Source organism: Psychrosphaera ytuae, from assembly GCF_017638545.1.
In the GTDB taxonomy this organism is placed as follows: domain Bacteria; phylum Pseudomonadota; class Gammaproteobacteria; order Enterobacterales; family Alteromonadaceae; genus Psychrosphaera; species Psychrosphaera ytuae.
In genome coordinates, this window is sequence record NZ_CP072110.1 from 1,054,890 (window position 1) to 1,072,568 (window position 17,679).

Here is a 17,679-nt window from a genome sequence, read left to right on the forward strand (position 1 = left end):
CCGTTATCTGGCTTCCATGACAATTTGCTGACTGGAGCAATCTAAACAAACTAACGTATATTGTGTGGCCTTTTTACTGACTTTTGTATTCTGTGAATTACAAGTTGAACAACTTAATTTCATTGATGTATTTGTCCCACACTTTTGGCATTTTACGTAATACCCGTATCGTCCTGAGTTTGGTACCAACAACTCGTCTTCTCCGCACTGCTTACACGAAATAATAGGCTTTTCAGTTGCTGTTTGGTCATTGTTATTTGGTTGTGAGCTGGCGATAGGTAATTGTGCCAAATCAGATTCTAGTAAAAAACTACAGATAGAGTTTAAGTCCTCTTCTGAAAAATCAGGTCTAGTATCAATCTTTAATGCTTGAATGACCTTTGAGTCAAAGCGCGGTAAATTCATAGTTTTTGTCACCGCATCCACCACAAACTCAGACTTTACGACCCGGCCTGAAATGTTTTTTGGTATGTTGCTTCTGTCGATAATTGCAGTACTGGATACAACGCAAAGCTGATGCCACTCTCTCCCGCCAAAACTTTGCTGCACCAAATTAAACAGAAACTTGGGTAATATTTTATGTTTGTTCTGGTTTAGCATTTCGCGCAGTAGCTTCTCCTGGAGTTCCAGTTGCTTTATTGGGCTGGGGATCCCTTTCCAGCTATTCCTTACGCTTCTGGTCCATTCGCCTTGTGCGTTTACAGTGACTTCACCCTCAATACTTTTCGATTCAAGTAAAATAAAGCCGAAGGGATAAATTATAAGATGATCTATTTGCGCGGTTTCTTCATTAAATGAAAACTTGAAGTCATGTAGGACAAAAACTAAGGGGTGGTCTTTAAATGCTCTTCGAAGATAAAATGCGACATCAAGTTCTTGCTTTTGTCCAGCTCTAACCCTCGGGTCTCTTGCCGCTATTTGTATCTTTTCCTTGATAATCATACAACATCCAATATTCTGATTTGTCGGCAAAATGTATCAAATTGATGAATATAGTAAACACTAAAATGGATTTGATAACCAATTAGTATTAATACAGACCTCAGAGCTCTAGAAACTTTTTACTACCAAATGCACGTGACAGTAGGCTTTTAATTCTAATAAATGATGAATCAGGCACACTGCAAGTATTTTGTGGCGTAGGCTTCTTGTATTTTGCCAAAAGACTTTAAAAAAATTAAAACAAATGTTAATGCTCCTTTTTGTAGGCACGATTTGAGAAATTTAATTTGTATCTCACAAAAACAAAAAAGCTCTGAATATTAAATTTCAGAGCTTTTTTATTATGAGCTTTTGACCCCTCTATGACCCCCAACGTTTGGAGGTTAATAAAAGCCAATAAATTCAAAGGGTTTAGATTAAAACGGCATCTTCATGCCCGGAGGCATGCCCATACCACCCGTTAGCTTAGCCATTTGCTCTTTGTTCATTTCTTCTACACGACGAACAGCATCGTTAACCGCTGCTGCTAGCAAGTCTTCGATCATATCTTTGTCGTCTTCCATCAAAGAGTCGTCTAGCTCTACACGCTTAACATTATGGCTACCTAGCATAGTCACTTTAACTAGACCTGCGCCAGCTTCACCTGTGACTTCCATCTTTGCTAGTTCTTCTTGTGCCTTTTGCATTTTTTCTTGCATTTGCTGGGCTTGCTTCATTAGGTTGCCCATTCCGCCTTTAAACATATTCGTTTCCTCTCAAGTTTGACCGTTGGAATATACGGTCCATTTTCCTCAAAACAAGGTTTTAAGGTCATATTTATAATGGTTTAATCGACTCGTCGATTACTTTTGCATCAAATTCGTTAAGTAACATGAGCACCGTTGGATCTTGCTGAATCGATTGTTCTGCTCTCTCTTGACGGTTCATGTTGATGTTTTGTTGAATGTCCGCAGGTGCCATTGTTGTCACTGCGTTTTTGTTAATAATAAACTCAGACGCTGGCGCGAGGCGTGATACAACATCGGTTAAATCGGCTTCAGAACGCTCATTGAGCAAATGAGCAAATTCCTCACGAACAATAAGCTCTATTCTATCACCATCAATTTTAACTTCACTGTTTAAAGCTAACTGTCGACCTAAGCCCATTAACCCTGACTGCTCTATCATGGCAGCCCATTTATCAACCTGGTGGGCATAACGTACTTGCTCTGATTCAACGGGCAATAGCTCTACGTCTTCCACAGCCTCTTGCTGAGTCTCTTCTGGCTCGTTATCAATTTGCGACTGCTCTGCTTGTGCGTGGCTTTGAGATTGGACATTAGCGTCCTCACCACCAGTTTGCGGACTGTTTATCGCTTGTTCAGAACTAACCTGTGTAGTTTGACCTGTCTCACTGGCATTGAGGCTCATTCCTCTTGCTGCCAGAATGGCCAACACAGGATTGTCAGCATCAGATTCGTAAGCTGCCTGCGATGGCGCTACTGTTGAATTAGTCTCTTTAGCGGGCTGTTCGGGCTCTGTAACCGGCGCAGGTTGAAGTTGTTCATCATGGCTCAAATCAGGGTTAAAAACCGGTTCTTCATGCGCCGAGGATTCGATTTGCTGTGAATACGACTCGTACTCTGCATATTCAGCGGGAATATCAGTAGATTCTGTGTTCGAGGCTTCAGCCCCTACAATTGGCTGCTTCGCTGAGTCTAGTTCTGGTTCTGGTTCTGGAACTGAGTCTGAAACATGGTCTGATACCGTTTCTGTGATGACAGCTTCAGCCTCGTTTGATTTCTCTTCTGGGCCTAACTCTTGGCCAGATTCAACTTCTGGCTGAGGTGTTTCTGTCCGTGCTAAATCAAGGTTTTTTTTTTGCTGCTCGTCAGTTCGCAATTCAGGTGCAGCTGGAGAAAATGCCAACAACCTGAGGCAGGTCATTTCAAGACCAGCACTTGGGCTAACAGCGAAGGCCATTTCTTTTTTGCCTTGAATTAACAACTGATAAAAAACTTGTACTTGCTGTGCAGAAAGGTGACCAGCAAACTTTTTAATCATCACCTCATTAGCTTCACTAAGTTGTGCCGCTGCAGGCACTACTTGGCACATCGCAACTTGGTGAGTCAAGGTGATCAGGTCATCTAAAATTTTCAAAAAGTCAGGCTGTTGCTGTTGTAGCCGAGCGAACAATTCAACCAATTGGTCGCTGTCTTGGCTCACAATAGCCTGTAATATCTGAAGACTCCACGACTGGTCGACGGTACCTAACATCTGTTGGACGACATCAAGCGTTACGTTTTGACCTGATTGAGCAATAGCCTGATCCGTCAAACTTAAGCCATCACGCATACTACCGCGTGCAAATTTGGCTAATAGCTCAATAGCTGGTTGCTCAAAAGGTATTTGCTCTGCGGTTAAGATGTGTTGCAGCTGGGCAGTAATTTGAGAAATGCTCAAAGCCTGAAGGTTAAACTGCAGACAGCGGGAAAGAATCGTAACTGGAAGCTTTTGTGGATCAGTTGTGGCAAACAAAAACTTAACGTGTTCTGGTGGCTCTTCAAGGGTTTTTAACAATGCGTTAAAACTATGTCGAGACAACATGTGGACTTCGTCAATGAGATAGATTTTGTAGCGGCCACGAGTTGGCGCATATTGCACGTTATCTAAGATCTCTCTCGTGTCACCAACTTTAGTTCGCGACGCCGCATCGATTTCAATTAGGTCAACAAACCGCCCAGCATCAACATCCAAACAAACTGAGCACGTACCGCAAGGCTCTGCAGATATGCCAGTTTCGCAGTTTAGGCTCTTTGCAAAAATACGTGCGATGGTTGTTTTACCAACCCCTCTTGTGCCGGTAAATAAATAAGCATGGTGAGTGCGCTGATGGGTTAAGCCATTGATGATCGCCGATTTGACGTGGTCTTGGCCTACTAATTCAGCAAACTTTGTAGGGCGCCATTTCCTTGCTAATACTTGATAACTCATGCTTTAAACGCCCTTTTCTACTTATTCGCCATCAAACTCAGTTAAGCTATAACAGTTGATATCCAATTTATTTAAACGCTGTTCACCGCCCAAATCTGGCAGATTTACGACAAAACACGCATCATTAACTTCAGCACCAAGCTTGCGGATTAATAAAGTCGTTGCTTCAATCGTTCCACCGGTCGCTAACAAGTCATCAACCATTAACACTTTGTCTTCTGCAGACAATGCATCTGTGTGAAGCTCAAGAATGTCTTCACCATACTCCAACTGATACGCCTGTGAGTAGACAGCTCTAGGTAATTTACCAGGTTTGCGAACGGGTACGAATGAAACGCCCAATTTGTAAGCCAATGGTGCACCAAAAATAAAACCTCGTGCCTCAGTTCCAACAATCGCGGTAATACCAGAATTTTTGTATTTCTCGTAAAAAGCATCAATAGTTGCTGCAAAAGCCTCGGCGTTTTGCATTAAAGAGGTTACGTCACGAAATTGGATTCCTGCTTTAGGGTAATCAGGGATCGTCTTTATGCTGTTTTTGATCAAATCCGACATGTCGGTTTCCGGTGATTCAATTTAAGGAAAGTATGCCAGAAGCAATGGGATTGAAAAATACCTAAGCAGATAATTTTTATAAAATAGCCATTAATTGCTAATTAAAACACCACGTTCAACAAAGTCAGGTAAAGCCTGTGTCAAAAAGTGTGTAGCTTGCTCACGCGTTAGCCCGACAGATGGAGTCTGTAAAAACTCAAGCATATCATTAAATGTCGCTAAATGATTTTGTAAGAAGTGTAATAAATGAACTGAGACTAAATCTATTAGTACAAACTGAGTGTCTCCCTGTTCCACCTTAGTACTAGTGAATTGCCAAGCTTGGTAAACCAGCAGCGAGGTCAAGCTTTCTGTGATGCCTTCGACATTACCAACCTTTATTGTCTGAACTGGGTGTTGATACGCTAACGGTAATGCCGAGTCAGCGAGCCTAACCCTTATATTATTTTGCATTAGCTCTCCCAGCCCCGAAGAGCAAACTCCTTGCTGTGGCTCTCGTGTCGAAACGTATAACTCGACCCATTCATAATGGGCAAGCTCAAGTAACCATGGGTAATTATGTAAATTTACAGCGTTGATCAGCGTTTGTGTTTGGTTATCCATGTTGGAGTAATCTGGTAAAACCTCAGCCCAACCACCAAAATTAGTTTGCCCTTCGACATCAATGGATGGTGCAGCATGAGACAACACAGGTAAAAGTGTCTCATTAAGGAAACCTAGGTATTGCTCTGCAATATCTTTAAAATAAGGAGAATGACACTCACTGTGAACTAAAAATGCTCTAACCCAGGCTTTCCAGACAGGCTCGGGGAGTACCGATTTTAAAACTGGGAATCCATTGGCACAAAACCCTTCAATATTATTAAAAAACAACTCTTGATAAACCTTGATCCGACGACCTTCTGACCCGCGTACTTGACCTGTCCTAATTTGTTTTACTAGGTCTTTTTGTTGTTTTTGGAATGTCGGCATTTTTTCAGTAGTCATTGTTTTTATGAATGCGTTTTAATTAGATTGAAGGTTAACAGGCAAGCGCTTTTTGATGTAAAGCTTGAATCTTACTGATCTTTTCGAGCTCTATATTCAACTCAGCCATACTAGGAATATTAAAGTCTCTCTCTAGTAGAGTCGGAAAGGCTCCATGCTTTTGGTAAGCATAATCTAATAAGTCCCAAACAGAGTCTTTTACTGGGCTGCCATGAGTATCTACTTTAAGGTCGTCAGCTTCGTCGTAGTGACCTGCAATATGCCCATAGACCACCCGCTCGGTAGGCATGGCATTGATAAACTCGCGGCTGTCGTATCCGTGATTGATGCTGTTGACATAGACATTATTTACGTCCAGCAACAACCTACAATCCGCTTCTTCAAGAACGGCTTTTGTAAACTCAATCTCAGACAGTTCGCTATTTTGTTGTAGATAATACGACACATTTTCTACCGCAATTTGTCGTTCTAAAATATCTTGTACTTGCTTTATTCTATTAGCAACATACTTAACTGACTCTGAAGTAAATGGAATAGGCATTAAGTCATACATATGACCACCGGCCGAGCAATAACTTAAATGCTCAGTGTAATGAGCAACATTAAACTGCTCTAAAAATACTTTTACCTGCTTAACAAAATCTACATCAAGTGGATCGGGACTTCCCAGCGATAATGACAGTCCGTGGGTTGACAGTGGGATCTGCTCAGAAATTTCTCTAAGGGGCCTCTGGTAAGGCGTATTCATCGGGATCCAGTTTTCAGGTGCAACCTCGATAAAATCAACGCGACTACTTAAAATTTCATCATGCTTGGTGATCATTTCTCGTCTGTAACCCAACCCCACACCATCGATTAGTCTTCCAGAGGTTATTTCACCACCTGCGGAGGTTGTTGAATTTAACGATGAATGTAAATGGATTGACTGAGTCAAACTGCTATACCCTTGAAATTACTATGATGAAAAGTGCTAAGAACCTTGCAGACTGTTCTTAACATAAAGGCAGTGACCAAATACAACTACTATTGATTTGGTCACATAATTTCAGATCAAAAAGCGACCGTTACTTTGCACTTCCGCATTTGCCTTCGCCGCACTTACCTTCTTTGGCTTTTTTGGCTTTTTCTTTGGCCTTGTCACTCATGTGGTTAGCACCACATTTGCCTTCGCCGCACTTACCTTCGCCACATTTACCTTCTTTAGCTTTTTTGGCTTTTTCTTTGGCTTTGTCACTCATGTGGTTAGCACCACATTTGCCTTCGCCGCACTTACCTTCGCCACATTTACCTTCTTTAGCTTTTTTGGCTTTTTCTTTGGCTTTGTCGCTCATGTGCTCAGCACCACACTTGCCTTCACCACATTTACCTTCTTTGGCTTTTTTGGCTTTTTCTTTGGCCTTGTCACTCATGTGTTCTGCACCACACTTACCTTCGCCACATTTACCTTCTTTGGCTTTTTTGGCTTTTTCTTTCGCGTGCTCAGCACCGCATTTACCTTCGCCGCACTTACCTTCCATCATTTCAACTTGGTACCCAGCCGAAAGAACGCTAGCTTGAAAACTTGCACCTTGTGCTGATGCTACTGTAGAAGTTGCTAAAGCAGCTAAACCTAAAGCCGCAATGGTTGCTTTTTTATTTGTGTTCATGTTCACCTTCCTAGGGCAATTAATTTTAATATCAGTTTAATAGACCACGGGGATTACTACAAAATTTCATAAATTTAAAATTTTTTATGTAACAACTACAGTACCAAGATCTCCGTTAAATACTATACTAACGAAGTTAGAGGAGGTGTAAAATGATCTTCAACCAAATGCATACATCGTTTCGCGATCGTCTCACTGGTTTATACAGTGAGGATTATTTTGCAGAGGTATTTCAACGTGAATGGCATCGTATGATGCGAGAACGTGACGCCCTGTCAGTAATAATTATTCACCCTCACCTAAATCCTAATAGGGACGATGACAAATTAGCTTTTCGGTTGATTTCAGAGGCCATCACTAAGAGTACCAAGCGAGCAACAGACCTGGTTTGCCGCTTTCAAGAAAATGAAATCGCAATTGGTGTATTCAATTTAGATGAGGAAGGTACCGAAACCATCATTACGAGAATACTCAGTGATGTAGAGATTGCGCTAGCAAACCTTCCAATGTCGGTAGACCTGTCTATTGGAGCATTAAATATACTTCCATCGCATGATATAAATCCAGAAGAGGTATTTAAGATCACCGAGAAGTTAGCGGACGAAGCAGAGCTGAAAGGTAAAAACGCATATACGCTCAAATACTTTAAGCTGCATTAATACTTCTTAATCGTGATTGATGCCCATAAAAAAACCGCCAATTCGGCGGTTTTTTATGGTAATCGTGTTTTGCTTAAAAACCCAAGGCCTTAAAGCTTAACACCATTACGCTCTGCAGCATCTTTGATATAACCAACCCAAGGCTTTGCAGACTTGGCAGTGTTTTTATCTTCAACTGCTTTGTTAATTGCAACGTAAGCATCTTTGAAGTTACGCATCTGATAGTTCGCATCGGCAATAGAAAGGTAAACAACACCTTTCTTAGCGATACCGCCTTTCAATGCAGCTTCGTACGCCTTTACTGCGCCTTTAAAGTCTTCAGCGACTAATAACATGTCACCTTGACGGCGGAAGTAATCAGGGTCTTTGCTTACTTTAGCGGCTTCACCGTAATACTCTGCAGCTTTTTCAAACTCTTTAGCATTACGGAAACTGCTAGCTAACGCACCCAAGTTACGCTCATCGCTTTCAACTTCACCTGACTTAATATGCTTTTCAAGAATGGTTGCCGCTTTGTATGGCACACCTTGAGTCGCAAAAAGTTGTGAAACTTGCTTGTACTGTCCTGGCTTTTTCAAATAACCATTTTTGTACGCGATGCTCATTGTTGCTAGACCTTTTTCATAGTCTTCTAACAACGCATAGAAGCTACCTAATTGCGGCCACCACTTCTCATTTTCAGGGAAGTTTCTTAGCAAGTCTTCAGTTGCTTTAGTCGCATTTTTGTAGTCTTTCTTCTCGTAATACGCTGCCATTACAAGTACGTAGTAGTTCTCAACTTTTTTCTCAGAGAACTTGATAGCATTACGCGCAGCTTTAATAGCCTCGTCGTAGTTACCTAACTCGTAATTTGCACTCGACATACGGAAGTAAGTATCAGCGTGCTGGTCTAAGGTGAAGTCTAAATACTTTTTGTAGTATTCAATTGCCTTCGCGTAGCCTTTTTCCTGCATGTACAAATCGCCGATTAGCTTTAAGACATCACTGTGATCGCGGAACGGAAGTTTGTCTAACTTCTCAGCGCGCACAAGGCTATCTATTGCGTCTTGAGGCTTTTGTAATGTTGCATACATATTACCGATAAAACGTTGTACATATGCTTTGTCAAAGTCACTGCTAGGCTCAAGCTCTAACAATAATGCTAGTGCCTCTTCTACCTGGTCAGCTTGGTACAGTTCAAATGCCGCACCAACCTTTTTACCGATACGAGGACCAAGTACTTCACCACCGCGTGCTTTTTTACGCTTTTCAACTTCTGCTACTTTATCAGCTGGCACCTTCGCGTGAGCGAAAGGTGCTGACATAAGTACCAAAGACGTCAATAAAGCAGATAACAATGTTGATGTTTTCATTTTTATGCTCCGTCTAAGTTGAAGTCTAGTTGAACTTGAAGACCAGTTTGACGTACTGGCTTACCATCAACAACTTTTGGCTTGTACTTCCAACGTTGAAGTGCTTTACGCGCTTCACGGTCGAAAACTCGGCGTGGTTCTGAGTTGATAACTTGTACGTTTTCAACTGCACCAACTTCGTTAATGTCGAAGCTTAGCTGAACCCAACCTTCAATACCGTCACGGGCTGCTTTCGGCGGGAACTTTGGCTCGATACGTACGATAGGTGTTGCATCACCGTCACGAATCAAAGCACCAGGACCACTTAAACCGGCATTAGCACCGCCAACGTTTACCGAAGGCATATTAAAGTTTAGCGCACCTGCATCTGCAATCTGAGGCTCTGGCTCAGGCTGCTGCGGCTTTGGCGGCTGCTTTGGTGGAGGTGGAGGCGGCGGCGGAACACGGTTACGCTGCTGTGCCTTACTCTCCGGCGGTGTAGTATTAATTTCGACTATGATGTTTTCGATGTTGTTATTTTGGGACTTACTACCACTGTTAATAAGTTCCGCCATAAATACGAACAAGCCGAATGTGATTACTACACCAACAATGATTGATGCAATAAATCTCAACATACTACTTTTTCTCCGCTGCGATAGAAATCTTCTCGATACCCGCTGACTTAATCGCGTCCATTACTTTTACAACCACACCGTGTTTAGCTTCTTTATCCGCTTGGATAATAACTGTATCAGTCGGTTGTTCAGCAATCATACGCTCGATGTTTGCCGCTACTCGCTCAATGTCCACCTGACGACGGTCCATGTGAACGTCACCGTTTGGCTTGATTGCGATAAAGATGTTAGCAGATGGCTTGTTAGTCGCGTTTGAAGCTTTTGGCTTCAATACGTCAATACCTGCCTCTTTCACGAATGAAGTCGTAACAATAAAGAAGATAAGCATGATGAATACGATGTCTAGCATCGGAGTCATGTCAATTGCTGCATCTTCGTCATCACGAAAACGTTGTTTACGTGCCATAGTTCAATCTCCTAATGATGTGGCAAGCTGTCTACTAGCTTTTCTTTTGCCACTTTAACTCTTGTCTCTAACCTTGAGCTGAAAAAGATTCCAGATAAGGCTGCAACCATGCCCGCCATCGTCGGGATTGTTGCCATTGAAATACCAGATGCCATCAAACGTGGGTTACCAGTACCTTGTGTTGCCATTGTATCGAATACAGTGATCATACCCGTTACCGTACCAAGTAGGCCGATAAGGGGACACATAGCAACAAGAGTTTTAATAATTAACATTCTTGCATTTAAAAGTTCGGATGCTTCGGAAACCCAAGCGTCACGGATTCTATGTGCACTCCAAGATGTAGTGTCAGCTCGAGCGTCCCATTTAGCGATGATGTTTTTGCTAATATTTGGGAACTCAGCGGTTAAAAACCACCAACGCTCGATCATTAACGCCCACATTACAAGAAGAGCTGCGGCGACAAAGTAAAGTACAAAGCCGCCCGTGCCGATAAAATCCCTGACGGATTCCCATAGGCCCATCAGGTAGATCATCATTACGCTTTCTCCTTCTCAGCATGCGCTGCAATGATACCTGCACTTTGCTCGTCAAGGATGTGAATGATTGACTTAGCGCGTGCTGCTACGATGCTATGAGTGAAAATTAGTGGTAGTGCAGCGATGATACCCATTGCTGTTGTTACCAATGCCATAGAGATTGAACCAGCCATTAGTTTCGGGTCACCTGTACCGAACAATGTGATTTGCTGGAACGTTTCGATCATACCGATAACCGTACCTAGTAGACCTAGTAGAGGTGCTACAGCAGCAAGGATCTTGATAGTGTTGATACCGCTCTCAATACGTGGAGTTTCACGTAAGATAGCTTCATCAAGCTTAAGCTCAAGGTTTTCAACGTCAGTGTCTTTGTTGTCACGGTAAACTGTAAGGATACGACCTAATGCGTTCTTCTCAGAAACGTTTTCAGGGTTCTTAAGTTGTGCTTTGATCTTAGAGCTTTCAGACATTGTGATTGCAAGGCTGCGTAGCGCTAATAATAGACCGAATGCTAAAACAACTGTGATTACGTAACCTGGAGTACCACCTTGGTGATAACGGTCTTCAAGAGTTGCTTTTTGCGTGTTTAGACGAAGGATACCACCACGTGACGGGTCAACGTAGAAAGGAATGATTTCGTTACCAGATGCATTTGCTAGTTCTTTAGCAGAAGAACGGTAGTGAGATTCAGCTTCTTTACCTAACGCTTGAACAACTTGAACGTCAGAGTTGTAGTAAACGTAGTTACCTTTGTCAGTGATAAGGTTGAACGCACCTACACGAGTTAGGTTTTCAACAGTTGAACCACCGCCAGTTGCTGCAACTTCTTTTTGGAATTCAACAACTTTTGCTGACTCAGTCATTTCAGTTTGTAAAGCAATCCATAACTCTTCTAATTCACGAGTTGTAGGAAGTTCACGAGCTTCTGCTAGTTCAGTCAATAGCTCAGCACGACCTGGGTACTGTGCAGAGATGATTGAAGCAGAGATAGAACCCATAGTGTTGCTGGCTGCACGACGTACAACACCAAACATTTCACCAAGAGTACCTTTAGCGTTTTCTAGCTCTTGAGCGCGAACTGCTAAAGTTTTTTCATTTTGTGCGTATTGCTTTTGAAGACGTTCGCCACGGGCTTGCTCGTCGGCTAATTCTTTTTTCGCTTTGTTTAAAAGCGCTTGCTTGTCTGCTTTAGCAGATTGGAACTCTTGTTCACGCTTTTTGTTCAACGCGCCTTCAGAAAGACGGTCTTTCTTAACTTGTTCCAATAACTGGTCAAGTTTGCCTTCAGCGTTAACAGTTGTAGTAAAGCCAACTGAAGCTACCGCAGCGGCTAGTACCAATGAATTTAAAATCTTTTTCATGTGTAATTACTCCGCAGCGAAAATTGGTAATTTAATTAACTCTAATGGAGCTTGTTTACGCGCCATACGAATAGTTAATGTGATGTCTTTTAGGTACTCATCACCTAATTTTTCCCAGCTGCGAGTGTTGTTGTTCCACACCCAAGCGTTCTTAAGGTCTTTTGATTGCGCGATTAGAGCAATACGACCTACGTGTACGAAGTCAGCAGTGATTTCTTGACCGTCGAAAGTTTCAGTCGCTTCCCACGCTTCCATCGCTGTGCCGTAATCTTTTTCGATTTCGTACGCTTCTAGAACCTGACGGTACTTTTCTGAAGTACTTACGTTAGGGTTAACCATAAGTTCACGTAATTTTTCTACGCGTGCAGTACGTCTTTCTAGCTTGATTGGAATGTCAGCTTGAACAAACTGCTCTAGCATGTCGATCATACGGTACATAAGCGGAACAACGTTACGCTTTGTATTTTCGATTTCTGCAATTTGAGCTTCTAAAGACGCGATTTCAGCGTTTTGAGCAGCTACTAATTTAGCAACATGGTCGTTATAAACTCGATTGATCTCAGTAGTATCAACAACATCGCGATACTCTAACGCCATTTCTTGCGTTTGCTCTTGGATTCTGTTGATTTTAGTTTGCGATTTAGCTGCTGCTTTATTAATTGTCGTTTCAGCCGCTTGCAATTGCTCTAGAGGGTCTGCTGCTAACGCAGAACCGGCAAATGTCACCGCTCCTACAAGAGCAGAAGCCACTAGACTTAGTTTCATCTTTGACATAGTTCCCAACCAATGTATGTGTTTAAAATTCTAAAATTGAGTAAATACTCTCTATTCGTGCATATAAATCAACACGAATAATCACCGTCGAGTCTCCCAAACATCAAGTCTAATGTCAATGATCAATCAGTTGTCGCGACAACAACCAGTCAACCAACGCGCACATTTTGACCAATTAATGACGTAATAGGATTCAACTCGTTTAACAATTCATCTAACGCTCGTTATCTGCGAATTACTCGCGCAGATATTTAATCTAAAAATAGGACAAATACGACTTTTTTTTGAAATATTTATGCGTTAAACAGACTAAATTCTTCGGCCAACGGCATACTTTTATTTATAAAGCTCGTAGATAAAGGCTGACGAACATAGTACAAACTATTCGTCGCGACTTTAGTCTTGTTCACAGGGCCATTATTAATATCACCTTCAAAGGCCAAGTTGGCACTCGAAAGGACTTGTTCAAGTATTCCTTGCGGCTTTGATACTAATGATTCGTATTCAATATCAATAAATCTTTCTGAAAGAATAGTTCGCCAATGGTCAATTTGCCCAAAAAAGTCCTCAAAAAAGTGTTTCATTTCAGCAAGGTCATAACACCAAGGTATGCCTTTGTTAAAAAAGTGCTTGTAGCAAGACCAAGCAACATCACGTTGCTCTCGGTTAATATGGACAAAAATAGCATTGGGGAATGCACACGCTAAAAGTCCCGCATAGCGATAAAGATCAAGTGACTTATCGACAACAACCGTTGCGTTGCCATAATCAGCTTGTAAGCGATACATATATTCTGCTCTAAAGTGCTTAATGATCCGTTTTATCACGTCTGGATTTTGGCTGTCTTCCTTCGCATTACACATTTGTCTAAGACCTAAGGGTAATAGACTTTTTTGACAGTACCTCAGTTCGTCACCACCAACCACAGCATGTTCTTTGTTCGCGTGTTTTAGTATGAGTTGTGATAAAAGTGTTGTTCCAGACCTTGGTAAGCCAAGTACAAAGATAGGTGTAGGTTCATCCTCTGTAGCTTGTAATCGATACTTTTGGACAAATTCAAAATCAAATAGACCTTTGATTGATTCTGTCAATTGAAACTCTTCGCCTATTTCATAGGTTTGGTTGCGTATTTGGTTTTTCCCAACCTCTGCCGCTTGTTGAGCACTTAAAAACGCAGCTTTTATATCTCCACAAAGCTCATTCAATCGGCACAGTGCATATAGGTACTGGATCTTTTCAATTGGATTAGTAGGTACTCTATTCTGATACGATTGTTCCAATTTAGCCTTAACGTCAGGTGCCTGTTCTGCGCTAGTGATAGCTGCGAGTGATAACCATGCTGATGCAGCTTGCGGGCTTAACGATAGGGTTCTTTCTAAATAATCCCTAGCTTTTACAAAATCCCCCAATTGACTGTACATAACACCACAAAAATAAGTTAAATTTGGGTTACTAGAGTCTGTTTTCACCCCACTTATTAGAGGCTCAGCAAGGTCAAAGCGTCCCAATTCGCCGTATACTCCTAGGGTTTGAATTAAGCTGTCTGTGGTGTTGGTTGACTGGTAGTAACGTGTAATGGCTTCTATCGCAATAATATTGTCACCTAGGGTCATCGCTAACTTAGCTACACTACCCCACAGCTTGCCCAAAAGTGCTTGCTCCGATATCAACTGTTGCGCTTTTTGATGAAACCGCTCTCGGTTGCCCTGCTCCACTTCTTTTATCAAGCTATTTGCAAGTTGATAATGTTGTTGATCCATAAACTCCTCGTTTCAATATAAAAAGCCAACCCGAAGGTTGGCTTGTATCATTATCAGTTTTACTCAGACAATCAATTTAGAATTTAACTGATGCAGAGAAACGAACTGAACGAGGTGCTTGACGACCATCGATTTGGCCGAAGTCACGGAAAGGTACACCAAGGTACTGATCTTGATCACCGTAACCGCCAAATTGCTCTGCCGTTTCGTTGATATCCGTCACTGTATCGTTGTTGAAAACGTTGAAGATATCAGCGCGTAATACAACGTCTAAGTCAGAAACTTTAAGATCGTAAGTTGCAGAAACATCTAAGTTCCATGTGCTAGATAGGTTACCTAAGCTACCACGTGGTACGATTTGACCGTTTTGTGCAAATGACTCAGCTTCGTAGTAAGACGCAAAAACGTCTGTTGGGTGGAAACCAAATGCGTTTTTCGCACGACCACTTTGCCAAATTAAGTTGGCACCGAAGCGTAAGCTATCTGTCGCAGCATACGCACCGAAGATCTTAACTGAGTGGCGGCGGTCATTTGGAAGTGGACCATAGGCACCATCAGTAAGTCCCGGTTGGTCAAAGTTAGTTGTGATACCAGCGTCGTCTTGACCATTATCTGAACGAACAAAACCTTCGTTGTTACCTTCACTCTTAGACCAAACGTAGTTTACGCTTAAGCTCCAAACATCGTCCCATGCACGGTCTGCAGAGAACTCTAGCGCTTTATATTCACGCTCAGCTTCTGGGTAACCCATTAGCGAATTAGGAATAGTGTACTCGCCAAATGCTAAAGGACCATCGCCATCTGGGTCAGTGTCGATAGTTACATCAGATGTACCAGGATTTGTTAGTACGTAGTAGTGGAAACCAGAACACTCTGTACAAACAGAACCTGTGCCATCACCACCCAACGCTAAGTCAAAACCATAGTCGATTGCGATGTCTTCAATTGAAGAGCCAAGTGTACGGTATGTTGCTTTAACACCCGCTGTCCACTCATCGTTTACTTCGAATTCGTAACCTAAGATGAATTCATCTTGGTACATAGGGTCTAAGTCTTTGTTAACCGTTTGACCTGTGTTAGCAACTTCGCCATCTGCGTAGTAAGTAATACCACCACAGTTGTCAATTGTAGGAGCATCGTTTTCATCGATAGAAACTACGTCACAGTATTGTTGAGTGAAGAACTCAGCACCAGCCATTCGCAAGTTAGTATTTGTTGCGATAGGAAGGAAGTAACGACCAAAGTTTGCAAATACTTTTGAAGTACCATCTGCATTAACATCGTAAGCAGCACCGATACGAGGCGCCCATTGGTTATCGATTTCTACGAACGCTTTACCTTCAACATTGAAGTTTTCAAATGATTCGTTACGCAAACCAAGGCTCAACGTTAAGTTATCGTTGACGGCCCAAGTATCTTGGATGTAGAAAGCGTTACTTTCTGTTTTAAAGCTACCTTCATTTTCATATACACGAACACGAACACGCTCACGGTCATTTTGGTAGCGGAACCAGTTACCACCAGAGTAGCCAGACGCCTCATTTGCTTCTAGCTCTTCACGGTCAATACCAAAACGAATAGTGTGGTCACCTACGTAGTAGTCCGCATCGATACGGAAAACCGTACGTTGGTCATCTGCACGATTTGGTGAACCAACAACCCATGAACCTAAGTTTTCACCAGTATCTAAATCAGTGATCAAGAAAGGCGCATCTGCAGTTGCTGGTACACTTGTACGGTCAAACTTGTTGATACCGTATAGAGCTGAAATAGTGAAGTCATCTGTGATAATACCCGTGTATTTCAAAGATAGGTTGTCACCACCTCGACGATACTCAGCTTCACCACGGTCACTTATAATCGTACGATTGTTCGCATTGTAGTTATACTGTTTACGCTCTGTTGTACGCTCATCAGAGAACGCTGTTAGTTCGAAAAGGTGCTCATCGGTTAGATAATAATCAATTTTGGCGCCCCAGAACGTAGAATCGACGGTATCTTCGTTGAAAGTACTAAGACCTGCAGACTCATTTTCTGTTGAACTTGGGTTTAAAAGAACGAAATAGAATAGTTTGTCTTTGATCAACGCGCCGCTTGCGTATACGTTGAAGTCAAACTCGTCTGATTTGTTAGCGTGGTATACGTCATAAATAGAACCATCGTCACGTAACACATCATCGTGATGAGCGCGAAGTGAATCAGGCTCCCAGAAGAAATTGGCACCTGCTTTGAATTCATTAGAACCAGATTTAGTTGTTGCGTTAACAACACCACCAGTTGAACGACCAAACTCAGCAGAGTAACCACCCGTCTTAACTTCAAACGTGTCGTAAAATTCAAATGGAACGTTAGAACCACCAAGACCATTACGGAAGTTGGTAATGTTTAAGCCATTAAGGTAGTAAGCATTTTCAGCAACAGAAGCACCACCAAATGACGCTAAGTTACCAAACGTAGAGTCACCTTTAGTCGTGCCCGGAGCAAGTAGTGCAACACCAGTTACGTTACGAGGAACCGGAACGCGCTCGATTAACTCTTGACCTACAACCAACGAAGACTCTGAAGAAGTAGTATCGATCATGGCAATTGAACCGCCACGAACTTCAATTACTTCCAAGCCAGACTTTTGTAATGCTAAGTCTAAGTTAGTACGACCACCAATAGATACATTAACTAAGTCATTACGAGCGATATCAAAACCGTCTTTCTTAGCAACAACAGAATATTTGCCCGGTGGTAAAAGAGGAAAACGGAAGTCACCGTCTGCTTCTGATACAACAGTACGAGTCAAACCTGTTTCAAGGTTTGTTACCGTTACTGATACGCCAGCTAAATCTTGGCCATTTGCAGTTACAGTGCTACCACCAATAAAACCATTGGTGTTGTTAGCTAGCGCTGGCATTGCCGCACCTAAAGTGGTTGCTACAGCTAACGCCGCTACACTACTTTTAAAGTATTTCATAATTTCTCCCTGGACTCCTAATGTGTGTTAGAAGATCTCTTTAATTTTTGTTTGTCTTGAAGTTCCATAAAATTTGGCTCTTTCGACGTCTCGATGTTAAACAGCGCCTCTAAATACGGTCAATAGGCCGTCTGCTATTTACTAAA

16 protein-coding genes are annotated in these 17,679 nt (G+C 42.2%); 1 reads left to right on the forward strand and 15 read right to left on the reverse strand.

Going from position 1 to position 17,679, the window contains the following annotated elements; genetic code table 11:
• Positions 1-3: 3 nt before the first annotated feature.
• From J1N51_RS04650 to J1N51_RS04680, 7 genes are all read right to left on the reverse strand, one after another.
• On the reverse strand, positions 4-942 hold the full coding sequence (locus J1N51_RS04650; protein ID WP_208832811.1) for a nuclease-related domain-containing protein: 939 nt from the start codon (positions 940-942) through the stop codon (positions 4-6).
• A gap of 416 nt (positions 943-1,358) precedes the next feature.
• Positions 1,359-1,685 (reverse strand): YbaB/EbfC family nucleoid-associated protein, encoded by a 327-nt coding sequence (locus tag J1N51_RS04655; protein WP_208832812.1) that lies wholly within the window; start codon positions 1,683-1,685, stop codon positions 1,359-1,361.
• 73 nt (positions 1,686-1,758) lie between these two features.
• Positions 1,759-3,915, reverse strand: a complete 2,157-nt coding sequence (dnaX, locus tag J1N51_RS04660; RefSeq protein ID WP_208832813.1) for a DNA polymerase III subunit gamma/tau — start codon at positions 3,913-3,915, stop codon at positions 1,759-1,761.
• Positions 3,916-3,936: 21 nt separating this feature from the next.
• The gene (gene apt / locus J1N51_RS04665) at positions 3,937-4,470 is read right to left on the reverse strand and encodes an adenine phosphoribosyltransferase (RefSeq protein WP_208832814.1); all 534 of its coding nucleotides are present in this window, start codon (positions 4,468-4,470) and stop codon (positions 3,937-3,939) included.
• 90 nt (positions 4,471-4,560) lie between these two features.
• The gene (locus tag J1N51_RS04670; protein ID WP_208832815.1) at positions 4,561-5,457 is read right to left on the reverse strand and encodes an HvfC/BufC N-terminal domain-containing protein; all 897 of its coding nucleotides are present in this window, start codon (positions 5,455-5,457) and stop codon (positions 4,561-4,563) included.
• A 34-nt stretch (positions 5,458-5,491) separates the two neighbouring features.
• A complete protein-coding gene (locus tag J1N51_RS04675) occupies positions 5,492-6,280 on the reverse strand; it encodes an HvfB family MNIO-type RiPP peptide maturase (protein WP_208833321.1) in 789 nt (262 codons plus the stop codon).
• A gap of 241 nt (positions 6,281-6,521) precedes the next feature.
• Complete coding sequence (locus J1N51_RS04680) at positions 6,522-7,103, reverse strand: HvfA family oxazolone/thioamide-modified RiPP metallophore (RefSeq protein WP_208832816.1); 582 nt, start codon at positions 7,101-7,103, stop codon at positions 6,522-6,524.
• A gap of 152 nt (positions 7,104-7,255) precedes the next feature.
• Here J1N51_RS04680 and J1N51_RS04685 point away from each other — a divergent pair, with 152 nt between their 5' ends.
• On the forward strand, positions 7,256-7,762 hold the full coding sequence (locus J1N51_RS04685; protein ID WP_208832817.1) for a diguanylate cyclase: 507 nt from the start codon (positions 7,256-7,258) through the stop codon (positions 7,760-7,762).
• Positions 7,763-7,851: 89 nt separating this feature from the next.
• On the opposite strand, the gene J1N51_RS04690 is transcribed toward J1N51_RS04685, so the two are convergent.
• From J1N51_RS04690 to J1N51_RS04725, 8 genes are all read right to left on the reverse strand, one after another.
• Complete coding sequence (locus J1N51_RS04690; protein ID WP_208832818.1) at positions 7,852-9,114, reverse strand: tetratricopeptide repeat protein; 1,263 nt, start codon at positions 9,112-9,114, stop codon at positions 7,852-7,854.
• Positions 9,115-9,116: 2 nt separating this feature from the next.
• On the reverse strand, positions 9,117-9,731 hold the full coding sequence (locus tag J1N51_RS04695; RefSeq protein WP_208832819.1) for an energy transducer TonB: 615 nt from the start codon (positions 9,729-9,731) through the stop codon (positions 9,117-9,119).
• A gap of 1 nt (position 9,732) precedes the next feature.
• Positions 9,733-10,137 (reverse strand): ExbD/TolR family protein, encoded by a 405-nt coding sequence (locus tag J1N51_RS04700; protein ID WP_208832820.1) that lies wholly within the window; start codon positions 10,135-10,137, stop codon positions 9,733-9,735.
• An 11-nt stretch (positions 10,138-10,148) separates the two neighbouring features.
• The gene (locus J1N51_RS04705) at positions 10,149-10,673 is read right to left on the reverse strand and encodes a MotA/TolQ/ExbB proton channel family protein (RefSeq protein WP_208833322.1); all 525 of its coding nucleotides are present in this window, start codon (positions 10,671-10,673) and stop codon (positions 10,149-10,151) included.
• A 2-nt stretch (positions 10,674-10,675) separates the two neighbouring features.
• The gene (locus J1N51_RS04710) at positions 10,676-12,037 is read right to left on the reverse strand and encodes a MotA/TolQ/ExbB proton channel family protein (RefSeq protein ID WP_208832821.1); all 1,362 of its coding nucleotides are present in this window, start codon (positions 12,035-12,037) and stop codon (positions 10,676-10,678) included.
• 6 nt (positions 12,038-12,043) lie between these two features.
• On the reverse strand, positions 12,044-12,811 hold the full coding sequence (locus tag J1N51_RS04715) for a DUF3450 domain-containing protein (RefSeq protein ID WP_208832822.1): 768 nt from the start codon (positions 12,809-12,811) through the stop codon (positions 12,044-12,046).
• A gap of 293 nt (positions 12,812-13,104) precedes the next feature.
• The gene (locus tag J1N51_RS04720) at positions 13,105-14,571 is read right to left on the reverse strand and encodes a tetratricopeptide repeat-containing sulfotransferase family protein (RefSeq protein ID WP_208832823.1); all 1,467 of its coding nucleotides are present in this window, start codon (positions 14,569-14,571) and stop codon (positions 13,105-13,107) included.
• 76 nt (positions 14,572-14,647) lie between these two features.
• Entirely contained in the window at positions 14,648-17,533 is a 2,886-nt protein-coding gene (locus tag J1N51_RS04725; RefSeq protein ID WP_208832824.1) for a TonB-dependent receptor, read from the reverse strand.
• Between the last annotated feature and the right edge of the window lie 146 nt (positions 17,534-17,679).